The organism is Mesorhizobium sp. LCM 4577, from assembly GCF_001854795.2.
Lineage (GTDB): Bacteria > Pseudomonadota > Alphaproteobacteria > Rhizobiales > Rhizobiaceae > Mesorhizobium > Mesorhizobium plurifarium.
In genome coordinates this window covers 1-11,185 of sequence record NZ_MDDU01000032.1, presented here as the reverse complement: position 1 = coordinate 11,185, position 11,185 = coordinate 1, and the positions used below count along the sequence as shown (strand labels likewise).

The 11,185-nt window shown below is 58.6% G+C and carries 9 protein-coding genes and 2 pseudogenes; 8 read left to right on the top strand and 3 right to left on the bottom strand.

Annotated elements, in window-relative coordinates; genetic code table 11:
• Positions 1–74: 74 nt before the first annotated feature.
• From LCM4577_RS24825 to LCM4577_RS24810, 4 genes and pseudogenes are all read left to right on the top strand, one after another.
• Positions 75–656, top strand: a pseudogene (locus LCM4577_RS24825) (reverse transcriptase domain-containing protein); the annotation flags it as partial.
• Positions 657–1,175: 519 nt separating this feature from the next.
• Positions 1,176–2,471, top strand: coding sequence for a group II intron reverse transcriptase/maturase (gene ltrA / locus LCM4577_RS24820; RefSeq protein ID WP_071073939.1), 1,296 nt, complete (start codon positions 1,176–1,178; stop codon positions 2,469–2,471).
• 192 nt (positions 2,472–2,663) lie between these two features.
• Complete coding sequence (locus tag LCM4577_RS24815; RefSeq protein WP_244508424.1) at positions 2,664–3,287, top strand: group II intron maturase-specific domain-containing protein; 624 nt, start codon at positions 2,664–2,666, stop codon at positions 3,285–3,287.
• Positions 3,288–3,391: 104 nt separating this feature from the next.
• Positions 3,392–3,925 (top strand): group II intron maturase-specific domain-containing protein, encoded by a 534-nt coding sequence (locus tag LCM4577_RS24810; protein WP_198541084.1) that lies wholly within the window; start codon positions 3,392–3,394, stop codon positions 3,923–3,925.
• A 219-nt stretch (positions 3,926–4,144) separates the two neighbouring features.
• On the opposite strand, the gene LCM4577_RS24805 is transcribed toward LCM4577_RS24810, so the two are convergent.
• On the bottom strand, positions 4,145–5,290 hold the full coding sequence (locus LCM4577_RS24805; RefSeq protein WP_071073937.1) for a M20 family metallopeptidase: 1,146 nt from the start codon (positions 5,288–5,290) through the stop codon (positions 4,145–4,147).
• A 38-nt stretch (positions 5,291–5,328) separates the two neighbouring features.
• Positions 5,329–6,522: an aminotransferase class V-fold PLP-dependent enzyme gene (locus tag LCM4577_RS24800; RefSeq protein ID WP_071073936.1), complete on the bottom strand. Its 1,194-nt coding sequence runs from the start codon at positions 6,520–6,522 to the stop codon at positions 5,329–5,331.
• A 280-nt stretch (positions 6,523–6,802) separates the two neighbouring features.
• Between LCM4577_RS24800 and LCM4577_RS24795 the strand changes: the two genes are divergently transcribed.
• Entirely contained in the window at positions 6,803–7,264 is a 462-nt protein-coding gene (locus LCM4577_RS24795; RefSeq protein ID WP_071073935.1) for an Lrp/AsnC family transcriptional regulator, read from the top strand.
• Between the two features lie 159 nt (positions 7,265–7,423).
• Here the strand turns inward: LCM4577_RS24795 and LCM4577_RS24790 are convergent.
• Positions 7,424–8,007: pseudogene (locus LCM4577_RS24790) on the bottom strand (transposase); the annotation flags it as partial.
• 292 nt (positions 8,008–8,299) lie between these two features.
• Here LCM4577_RS24790 and LCM4577_RS24785 point away from each other — a divergent pair.
• From LCM4577_RS24785 to tnpA, 3 genes are all read left to right on the top strand, one after another.
• A complete protein-coding gene (locus LCM4577_RS24785) occupies positions 8,300–9,700 on the top strand; it encodes a 3-isopropylmalate dehydratase large subunit (protein ID WP_071073934.1) in 1,401 nt (466 codons plus the stop codon).
• Complete coding sequence (leuD, locus tag LCM4577_RS24780) at positions 9,697–10,302, top strand: 3-isopropylmalate dehydratase small subunit (RefSeq protein WP_157900502.1); 606 nt, start codon at positions 9,697–9,699, stop codon at positions 10,300–10,302. The genes LCM4577_RS24785 and leuD overlap by 4 nt, the downstream gene beginning before the upstream one ends.
• Positions 10,303–10,750: 448 nt before the next feature.
• A complete protein-coding gene (gene tnpA / locus LCM4577_RS24775) occupies positions 10,751–11,101 on the top strand; it encodes an IS66-like element accessory protein TnpA (protein WP_071072940.1) in 351 nt (116 codons plus the stop codon).
• Positions 11,102–11,185: the final 84 nt, after the last annotated feature.

The window sequence follows — 11,185 nt, the reverse complement described above, 5'->3', positions numbered from 1 at the left end:
ATTCGTTGTTCGTTCATTTGCTCTCTCCTCAGCTATCCACTGAGGGGGCAATTCCTCGTGGCGCCGAGGGGGCAATTTTCCATGACGCGCGACAGGTCAGAGCCAACCAAGGAGCGGCTGGCGTGGACGGCCAATCGGTTGCGGACTTCGAGGGTGATCTGTCGAACAACCTCTACAAGCTCTGGAATCGATTGTCGTCCGGCAGTTACTTTCCGCCGCCGGTGAGACGGGTCGACATACCGAAGGGCGATGGCAAGACGCGGCCGTTGGGGATTCCGACTGTCGTGGACCGCATAGCCCAGATGGTGGTCAAACGGTTCCTGGAGCCGCTGGTGGAACCTCGATTCCACGGCGATTCCTACGGATACCGGCCCGGCAAATCGGCGCTCGATGCGGTCGGCGCAGCACGGCAGCGGTGCTGGCGCTATGCCTGGGTTCTTGATCTCGACATCAAGGCCTTCTTCGACAGCATCGAAACGGATCTGCTGATGCGGGCAGTGCGTAAGCATACGGATTGCCCGTGGGTGCTGCTGTACATCGAAAGATGGCTGAAAGCGCCGATGCAGACTGCGGATGGAAGCCTCATCGAGCGGGAAAGAGGGACGCCGCAAGGAGGGGTCATCAGTCCCCTCCTTGCCAATCTCTTTCTTCACTACGGTGCGTCAGGCCAAGCCTGATGCTTCCAGCGGGTGAAATTCCCGCCCCGGCAAGGGGGAGAGCCACCCCACCGGGAATCGAGCCTTGGGCTTGTGGAGGTAACGACATGAGCTAAGCGTAGGCAGAGCGACGCGCGGGCCGTAACGCAAGTGAAGCGGTTCAGCCTCGTAAAGATAAGAATCCGCAGGCCGACAGAGTCGTAGTGGCTGGAAGGCAAAAGTAGGTCACCGTCAAAGGCGAGGTGGCTGGAGACTGCGGCGGGGTCAGAGCGCACGGCACGTCCGGAGAAGGAAGTATCAAGGAACCTGAGAGATCCACTGTGGTCTCGGTGCGCAGCGGAAGCGGGCCGAGTATGCCGGACGATATGGTCATTCCTGAGAAAGGCAGACGTTGCAGTGGAAGTCGGATTCGCTGGTAGTACTCGGAGCGCGGGAAAGCCGCGTACAGGGGGAAGCGGCGAAGCAGATGAATACTGATCGCAGGGAAACATTACCCGCACGCACAGAGGCAGGATTCTGATGTCAACGAAACTGGGTCAGATAGCGAAGAAAGCCAAACTGGACCGAGAGGTGCGATTTACCTCGCTGGCCCACTTGCTGACACCGGCGTTCCTCAAGGAAACTTGGCGAACGATGAACCGGGACGCAGCAAGTGGCGTCGACGGGCAAAGCACCAAACGGTTTGCGAGCGAGATGGAGCAGCGAGTCGAGGAGCTCTGTGCGCAGCTAAGAGAAGGCACGTACCGCGCACCGCCGGTTCGGCGGGTCGAGATACCCAAAGGGCCGGGCAGGGTCGGAACGCGACCATTGGGGATTCCCACTGTCGCTGACCGGCTGCTGCAGCGGGCGGTCGCGCGCATTCTCGAAGCTGTGTTCGAAGCCGATTTCCTCGATTGCAGTTACGGCTTTCGACCAGGGCGAAACCCTCATCATGCCTTGCAGGCTCTGCGCCGGCATATCGTGACAAAGAAGGTTGGCCATGTGCTCGAGGCCGATATCCGCAGCTACTTCACCCGCATTGATCATCAGTGGTTACGCCGGATGGTGGCTCACCGGATTGCCGACCCGATCATCCTTCAGCTGATATCAAAATGGCTGAAGGCCGGGGCACTGCAAGACGGGATCTTCCTTCCTGCCAGGGAAGGGACTCCGCAAGGGGGTCCGATATCGCCTGTGCTCAGTAATGTGTACTTGCACTTTACGCTCGATCTTTGGTTTGCGAAGAAATTCAAACCACTGTGTCGAGGCGAGGCACACTTGGTGCGTTTTGCTGATGACTTCGTGGGGTGCTTCCAGCTCCAAGACGATGCGCAGAACTTCCAGCACCAGTTGCGGGAGCGGTTCGCGCGGTTCAATCTGGAGCTGGCCGAGGACAAAACTCGGCTGCTGCTCTTTGGACGCTTTGCTGCCAACATGCGGGGCAAGCACGGACAGAGGCCAGAGACATTCGAATTTCTCGGCTTCAAGCATGTCTGTGGGGTGGATCGGAGCGGGCGGTTCGCCCTGATCCGTATCCCCAGCACCAAGAGCTGCCGAAAGTTTCTCGCTCGCACCCGCGAGTGGCTGCTCGAGCATCGGCACTGGAAAAGACGCGAACAGCAGCAACACCTGACGGTGATGCTGCGCGGCTTCTACCAGTACTTCGCTCTGCACCACTGCGACCGTAGGCTGAGCTGGATCCGCCATGAAACCCAGCGACAGTGGAAGCAAGTCCTGCAACGTCGTGGCCAACGCCGTCGGCTGAGTTGGGCACAGTTGGGCGACCGCCCATGGTTCGAGCTTCCGTTCGCTCGAAACTTGCATCCGACGGTGTGATGAGCGCTCTTCGCGAATGTCATCTGGGGAGCCCGGTGCGGGAAATCTGCACGCCGGGTTCTGCTTGGGGAGGCGAGTTCAAGAAGCCATGCCGGCTCGGTGAGGGCACTGACGTGAAAACGTTAGCAACAGTGAGGCTCCGCAAAGGCTACCGCTTCAAGGCTCGCCTCTACCATCCCGTTCGACATGTGGATGTTGCGGAACCATCCCGACATCCCGTTCGAACGCTACGCCGATGATGCGATCTGCCATTGCCGAAGTGAGGAGCAAGCAGCGGCGTTGCGGAATGACCTTGAGAAGCGGTTCGCGGAATGCGGGCTGACGCTTCATCCGGAGAAGACGAAGATCGTCTTTTGCAAGGATGATGATCGGCGCGGAAACCATCCCGACCACAAGTTCGACTTCCTCGGCTATACATTCAGGCCGAGGCTGTCGCGACGGCGGGGTGGGAAGGTCGGCGTCTCGTTCAGTCCGGCCGCCAGCGGCAAAGCCCTCAAGGCGATCCGACGGACGGTCCGGAGTTGGGCCCTTCACGAACGCAGCGACAAGACGCTGGATGATCTGGCGCGGATGTTCAATGTGCACATCCGGGGCTGGATCAACTACTACGGGCGGTTCTATCCATCGGCTCTCTACCCGACCTTGCGGCACATCGATCTCCTGCTGGCGCGATGGGCCCACCGGAAGTTCAAGTCCTTGCGCAGGCACAAGACACGGGCCATCCACTGGCTGCAACGCATCGCGCGCCGCCAGACCCGCCTGTTTGCTCATTGGGCCTTGCTCTTCGGACGCGGCCGAACAATGGGAGCCGTATGACGCGAGAGTGTCACGTACGGTTCTGCGAGAGCGCGGGGGTGCGATCCCCCCGCGCCACTCACCGCAACATCTATGTTCGCAGCCGCCGCGCCGGCGAACGGGTCATGGCCTCCGTAAGCCGGTTCCTAACCAAGAAGCTGCGGCTGAAGGTCAACGAGGCGAAGAGTGCGGTGGCGCGGCAGGAGGAGCGGAAATTCCTCGGATTCAGCATCTCGAATGACGGGAGCGAGCGGCGCATCGCGCCGAAGGCCCTCGACAAATTCAAGACGCTGATCCGGGACATGACACGCCGGACACGGGGAATCAGTCTGCCGCAGCTGATCAAAGAGCTGAAGCCATACCTCATCGGATGGCGTGGCTACTTCGGCTTCTGCCAGACCCCGCGGGTGCTTACGAACTTGGAAGCGTGGATCCGCCGAAGACTACGTTTGTATCTTTGGCGGCAATGGGGAAACGGGCATAACCGCTTCAATGAACTGCGCCGTCGTGGTGTTCCAAAGTTCAGTGCGGCGGCTGCCGCCGGTTCACCGACGCAATTCTGGCGCATGTCAGGACACCCGGCGGTCCAACAGGCCTTGCGCAACCATTACTTCGAGTCGCTCGGTTCCCCCCGTCTCTATGTCGCTGCCCAGGCATGAGCGGTCGAACCGCCGTGGTACGTGACCCGTATGCCCGGTGGTGTGGGAGGGGCGGCGCCGCGAGGCGTCCCCCTATCCCGATCAATCCCTCTCGATTCAACCTGATAGTCCGCCGCTCTAGGAGGGCTGATAGGGCTTGAAGGTCTATCTTAAGGCACGTGGACCCGCGAAGCCGAAGTCATCGCGGGAACTATCCTTGAGCGATTGTGCCAATGGTCGCTAGTAGGTAAGCATGATCTTTTGGTAGATGTCGACCGCTTTGCCCAACTGATCAATCTCCACGTACTCATTGGCAGTATGAGCCTGATCAATGCTCCCAGGTCCAAGAATAATGCAGGGAATACCTCCCAACGACAGCTGACTTGCATCCGTCCCATATGGAACTCCGCGGTGCAGGCCCGTTCCGGCAACTTCAGCACAGGCCTTTGCCGCCACTGCGGCGATTTTTGTGGCCTCGGCACTCGGGGGAGCTGGATCTTCCAGAGCGGGTAGCAGCGAGCGCACCTTGATCTTATCGGAACCCTGGCGCAGGCCTTCCAGGATGTTTTCTACCTCCTGTAACGCGTCCGCCGGTCGCTCCCCCGGTATGAGCCGCCGGTCGATCCACACGCGGCAGGATGCCGGTACCGTCGCCAATTCCGCACCCCCTTCGATGAGCGTGATCGTAAGGGTCGGGGGGCTGACCAGGGGGTGCACGCGTTGGGACAGAGTCTCGTTAATCTTATCGAGCGCTAAGATAACCTTGGCCATTCCTGTGATCGCGTTCACTCCGAGATGGGGCTTGGCGCTGTGAGCGGGCACACCCTCCACTTCAACCTGCCAGCGGACCGATCCTTTATGTGCAACGACAAGCTCCAAGTCAGTGGGTTCACCGACCACTGCGGCCTCGTAGGACACACCTGATTGAGCGATTTTTCGCGCTCCCTTCTTTCGGTATTCTTCGTCAACGCTTGCGCCTAGGACAATCGTGTATCGTGGCTTGCGTTCCCCGAGGGTGCTAAGAGCCATGAGCATTGCCGCGAGCGGGCCCTTATCGTCACAACTTCCTCGCCCATAAATTCGACCGTCCCTTTCGTCCGGCGAGAAAGGATCTGCCTCCCAATTATCAACCGGCACCGTGTCCATGTGGGATATGAACAGGACACGCTTATCGGGCTCCTGCCCCGGAACCCAGGTGAAGAAGTTGGTGCGGCCGTCGGTTACTTCCTGATACTCAAAGGGCAGATTTCGTTCTCGGCAAAAGGCCTCGAGGAACTCAGCGACCCTTTGTTCACCGCTCCCCTTTGCCGACGCTGAAGGGTTGATGCTCTCAATTTTTATGAGTTGTTTGAGAAGCTCTACCGTTTGTGTGCTGATGGACGACATGAATACTCCTATCACTCAATAAGAATGCAAGCTTGCGGCTATGCCAGCCAATTCTTTGCAAGGCAGACAACTCGGTCAGCCTCGTCTGCTGTGTTGTATAAATGTAGCGAGAAGCGCAGCATTCCCCGGCGTACTGAGACGATCACCTGGTTTTTCAATAAGTGCTCGTGCAGCGACTGAATGCGGCTATCGGCTTTTCCCGAACCATGTGCTGGATCTCCCAGAGCAACAATACTTCCGGTGTGATCCCCTGGCGATCCGCCGCAGACCGGGAGCCCGAGGTCTAGGAGGCCCGACGCCAGTCGACTTGCAACCGATGTAACGCTTTGTTCAATGGCGGGCGTGCCGATCTCCATGAGCTGTCCGATGGATGAGTGGACCGCTATGACGCCGGGAAAATTGAAGTGGCCAATTTCAAAACGGGGCGCGCCGGCGCGCAATTTTACCGAATCGAATATTGGAGCCGACTCTGGCGCGTCGCCCAAATCGACACTAAAGCGTGCGAGATAGGCAGGGCTTAGACGATCCGCCCATTCTCGGCGGCAATACAGAAATCCCAGCCCATAGAGGCCCATCAACCCCTTGTAAGATGATGCCACCAAACCGTCGACGCCAAGCAGTTTGACATTGGTATGGAGGATGCCAACTGATTGGGAGGCGTCGGCCAAAAGAAAGGCGCCAAGACGCTTGCAAGCCTCGGCTATCGGCTCCATCACTGTCTTGAAGCCTGGCACCATCGTGACAGTCGATACTGTAACGATACGGGTGCAAGAGTCGATTTGATCGATAATAGCGTCGCACGGGATTCCGCCATTGTCAGTTTCTACAATCCGCAGCTCAACTCCGTGCTTGTCCCTGAGTTGCAGCCAAGGCAAGATGTTGTTTGCGTGCTCCAGTTGGCGGCAAAGGACAACGTTGTCTCCCGGCTTCCAAGCAATCGCGTTTCCGATTATGTTAATGCCTTCTGATGCATTCTTCGTAACAGCGATCTCATCCTTTTCGGCCCCGATGAATTGAGCGAATCTGGAGCGTGTTTGCTCGACAAGCAGCATCATTCCTTCTTCGTCATTCAGGCCGTTTAGTCTATTATCAAGGTGCTGGTCCATGGACGTGCGGGTGGTTCTGGATATGAGCCCCTGATTTGCGACATCCATGTAAATGGCGCTTTCGGTGGCTGGAAATTCCCGCCGGAGGACGTCCAAAGGAAGAAAATGGCCGGTCATGCTCGTCATCAGATCCGTGTTCGTGGGTAAAGAGCGCAAAACCTACTCAGGACGCCCCATTTTTGCAGTTGTGAGCAACGAAATGCCTTGATTGAGAAGCCGTCGAGCTACCTTGCGTCAATCATACCATTCGGCGGAACATTTAAGGACAAGAGGCTCACTACCGGAGGCAAATGCGTTTCGCTGATCGGATCATTTTATGGCTTGATCCTTGTGGAACTCAGGCTAATATCGCGCGAGCTAAGCAGTTTTTCTGCGCAATCTTTCCCTTTTTTGCAGTGATCGTGAAATGGACCTGGATCGAGTTGATCGTAAGCTTCTCAACGCAGTGCAGCGCGACAATCGCCTGACGACGGCTGAATTAGGCGAATTGGCGGGCCTTTCTGCGACCGCTTGTCAGAGGCGACTAAAGCGATTGCGTGATGAAGGTGTGATTGAGGCTGACGTTGCCATCGTCTCGCCACAAGCCGTGGGTCGTCCCATGCTCATGCTGGCGTCTATCAGTCTCGAGCGCGATCGGGTAGATATCATTGATCGGTTCAAGCAGGCAGTCCGGCGCACGCCTGAGATCATGAGTGCGTACTACGTAACGGGTGAAGCCGATTTCGTTCTCTTGATCTCTGTCCAGGATATGGCCGAGTATGAGGCATTTACCCGCCGATTTTTTCATGAGTCTGATATAAAAGCAGTCAAGACGATGGTCGTAATGGACCGCATCAAGGCGTCATTGGCTTTGCCAATTGAAGAATAAGGTCAGTATGCGACCGCAATCCACATGGCTGGCACTTGAGGTCTCAAGAAAGTCAACCTGTGCTATACTTGGCGGGGGCGCGAACTGTGCCAGGATCAGTGCCACCTGCGAAGATCGTCCGGAGTGCGGCCGATCGGATATCTCCGCCGGCGATCAGCACTGGCGCCGCCCGTCCCAGTCGATGCCGACCGCAATCAGCACCGCCTGGCTCGTGACGATGCCGGCTTCACGCACCTTCTCCTAGCGAGCGTCGAGGATGAGATAGGCAAGGGCTCTTGAAGCGGCCGCTCTGCAAAGGCCTTCAGGCTCTCGTCCAGCCGCTTGTTGATGGCCGAGTCGACGAGGCGGAGAAGGCATGACCGCACAGCTCCTCGGTGATCGCCTTCACCTTGCGGGACGACACGCCCTGCACGTACATCTCCGCAAGGGTGGCCACCAAGGCGCGTTCGGAAAGCTGGTAGCGCTCGAACAATTCAGTGGAGAAGCGGCCCCCCCGATCCTGCGGAACCCGCAGCTCAAGCTTTGCAGACCCGCGTGACAAGGGTGCGGCCGTAATAGCCAGAGCGATAGCCAAGACGCTCCTGCGTGCGCTCCCTCTTCTTCGAAGCACCCAGCGCCTCGTCCATCTCCGCCTCGAGCACCCCCTGCATCACGGCGCGGATTACCTCGTGCAATCCATCCGGGTTCGAAAGCAGGATGTCTTTAACGGTGGTTATGGCGGATTTATCTTCAGTCTTAGTCATGGTGGCGTTCCTTCGCGGGAAGCGGTGACGTGAACAATCACCAGCCGGCCATGACCGCCCTCTCTCAGCGAATTTGCAGAACTCTCAGCACACTACCAGATTCACGCCGTTGGATGCCAATCCTGTAGATTTCAAGTACACCTAAGCCGGGTCAATAAGCTGCGCACGAAGTGTCAAAAACGCAGGTTTTCCGCATTCGATGCGAGAAGACAGGACTTTGCAGCCTTCTGAAGCATGCTAAATTATCCACCAACGCCCCACCGGCCAGCTTCGGTCCCTGGAGAACATCACTTTGTCCCATCCACAGTCGATCCTGCAGAAGATCTGGCACCGACACGAGGCCGCCGTCGAGGGGCAGTTATCGCTGTTGAAGGTCGACAGGCTTTATCTAGACGAAAGCGCATTTAACTCTTTCCACTCGCTCAGAACACGACAGCGTAGGGTCATGTCCCCGGACCATGTACACCTTATGGTGTCCCATCTCGCACCCATTCGAAACCGCCATCTCGGACAGCAGAACCGGGAGATCTTGAAGATCTACGACTCTGTTGAGGAGATCAGCGAAGAGTTCGGGGTGCGGCTCTGGCGATATACCGATCCGGCCCAAGGAATTTATCACGTGGTCGGACCGGAGCAGGGGCTGACGCTTCCTGGACTGGTCATTGCCGCGACAGATTCACACGTGACGACGCATGGGGCACTTGGGGCACTTTGCTTCGGGGTAGGATATGAGGCCACGACGCAGGTGCTGGCGACCGATACGCTCTGGCACGATCGGCTCGGTTCGATGCTTGTGACCATCGACGGCGTACTACCGGCGGGCGTGTCGGCCAAGGATCTAGCACTGCAAATGGTACGATTGATCGGTGCGAAAGGCGGGACCGGATATTGTGTCGAGTTCGCCGGTCAGACGGTAGCCATGATGAGCATCGAAGGTCGCATGACGCTGTGCAACATGGGGGTGGAAGCCGGTGCACGAGCGGCCATTATCGCCCCGGACCACACGACAATCGAGTACATCTCCAACCGCCCGCATGCTCCCAAAGGCGCGATGTGGGATGTTGCCGTTGAGTACTGGAGGTCGCTCGCGACCGACGAGGGCACGATATTCGACCGCGCTCTGTCGCTTGATGCAAGCAAGCTTTCCCCGATGGTTACGTGGGGTACGAGTCCGGATCAGGTTATTCCGGTCGGCGAGGCTATTCCCAATCCGAGCACTGTCGCCGACCCGGCGAAACGCCAGGAGATGCTCGACGCCCTCGCATATATGGACCTCGTTCCGGGAACGCCGATGGAAGGACTCGCGGTGGACCAAGTCTTCATCGGGTCCTGTGCGAATGGGAGAATAACCGATCTCCGGGAGGCGGCAAAGGTTGTGAACGGTCGTCGCATCGCTGTCCCTGGACTCATCGCACCAGGATCAATGCTAGTCAAGGCGCAAGCCGAAGCGGAGGGCCTTGACCGCATCTTCTTGAACGCTGGATTCGAGTGGGGCTCTGCCGGATGCTCGCTCTGCCTTGGCCTTTTCGACCATGTCGTTCCTCCAGGGGCCCGCTGCGCAGCGACGACGAACCGCAATTTCAAGGGTCGGCAAGGCCGGGGCAGCAGAACACACCTGATGAGCCCGGCTATGGCAGCGGCGGCGGCGATCAACGGCAGGATTTCAGACGTCCGGAAGCTGATATGCCCATGACAAAAGTCAGAATCGTCGCGGGCCAGCCGGTAATAATCGATGGCGACAACATCGATACCGACCAGATTCTTCCCGGGGCCTATCTCTACAAGCCACGATCGGAAGGCGACTTCGGGCATCACCTGTTCCACGACGCCAGGTATCATCCCGACGGGTCGAAGATCGTGACGCATCCCTTAAATCGGATTACGAAAGGCATGCGTTCGATAATTCTAGGCGATGCGAACTTCGGCTGCGGATCATCGCGCGAGCAGGCGGCTTGGGCACTCGCGGACTTCGGATGCGGCGCAGTGATCGCCGCAAGCTTTGGAACCATCTTCTATCAGAACTGCGTAGCCATCGGCGTGCTGCCAGTTGTTCTCGAGCCGGCGGTGATCGCGAAGATCAAGCACGCGATAAGGGAAGGCAGCAACGCGCCGCTTGAAATCGATCTGGAGAACCAGACGGTGACTTGGGGCACCTCGTCGTGCAGATTCGTCATCGGGGCTGATGATCGCCGACTACTGATGGCCGGAGCCGACGCGATCTCGCGCGTGGACCAGTACCGATCGGAATGGGAGATTTTCAACGATAACTACAAGGCATCTATGCCGTGGGCGTGATCGCCTTGATCCACGCTGGTAGTCACCCGTTGCATGTATTTCTCGCCAGCGTCCGCACCAGCGCTCCAACGGTTTCGCTGGTTGTAGCCTGGGCAGGCTGTCGGGTTCGAGCAGCCGTTCGATACTGCGCGCGTTGGCCCAGTTGCCTGCGGATCAATCCAGCGCGCTCGAGGTGAGCATCATCTGATAAACGGAAGGCGCGATGAGGCCGAAGAATCGCGCGGTGTCGCGTTCGACCGGCTGGCGCCCCAAGTCCAGACCCTGCTTCGGTGAAGCGGGGTCGATCTGGCGGCTTCGAACCTTCGCATCCGAAGGGGCTAGCCAGATGAATGTATGCTATCGCCTCGATCTCTGTACGCCTCCGGCGAGGGCCGCCTTGCGCGAGCATGGCATGATAGCGAGGCTGCGCTCTTGAGGTCGTCCTTGCGAGCGTAGTTAGCAGCACAGCATGAGCCATGTGACGTTATTGACCGGGCCTGAGCGTCGCCGTCGTTGGAGTGAAGAGGATCAGTGCCGGATACTGGCCGCGGCATTCGCGCCCGGGTCCACGGTGGCGGCGGTGGCGCGTCAGTACGATGTCGCGACCAGCCTGATCTATAAGTGGCGCCGCACGATGAGAGCCCGCCAGACGGGCTTTGCCGAAGTTGTCGTGGTTCCCGATGAGCCTGTCGCCGCTTCGAGGCCGGCGGCGCCCCCAGCGGTGATCGAACTGGAGATCGCCGGCAAGATGCGGTTGCGGATTCCGCTGACCACGCCACCGACACTGGCGGCGGCGATGGTGAAGGCGCTGGGCGTTTGATGATCCCGGTTCCGAGCCAGGTGCGGATCTGGTTGGCGGTCGGCCGGACCGATATGCGTCGCGGGATGCAGGGCCTCGCTCTGC

What these genes read in the sequence shown, in the direction of transcription:
- ltrA (WP_071073939.1), top strand. Translation starts at nt 1,176, where the DNA reads ATGTCAACGAAACTGGGTCAGATAGCGAAGAAAGCCAAACTGGACCGA.
- LCM4577_RS24815 (WP_244508424.1), top strand. Translation starts at nt 2,664, where the DNA reads ATGTTGCGGAACCATCCCGACATCCCGTTCGAACGCTACGCCGATGAT.
- LCM4577_RS24810 (WP_198541084.1), top strand. Translation starts at nt 3,392, where the DNA reads ATGGCCTCCGTAAGCCGGTTCCTAACCAAGAAGCTGCGGCTGAAGGTC.
- LCM4577_RS24805 (WP_071073937.1), bottom strand. Translation starts at nt 5,290, where the DNA reads ATGTCGTCCATCAGCACACAAACGGTAGAGCTTCTCAAACAACTCATA.
- LCM4577_RS24800 (WP_071073936.1), bottom strand. Translation starts at nt 6,522, where the DNA reads ATGACGAGCATGACCGGCCATTTTCTTCCTTTGGACGTCCTCCGGCGG.
- LCM4577_RS24795 (WP_071073935.1), top strand. Translation starts at nt 6,803, where the DNA reads ATGGACCTGGATCGAGTTGATCGTAAGCTTCTCAACGCAGTGCAGCGC.
- leuD (WP_157900502.1), top strand. Translation starts at nt 9,697, where the DNA reads ATGACAAAAGTCAGAATCGTCGCGGGCCAGCCGGTAATAATCGATGGC.
- tnpA (WP_071072940.1), top strand. Translation starts at nt 10,751, where the DNA reads ATGAGCCATGTGACGTTATTGACCGGGCCTGAGCGTCGCCGTCGTTGG.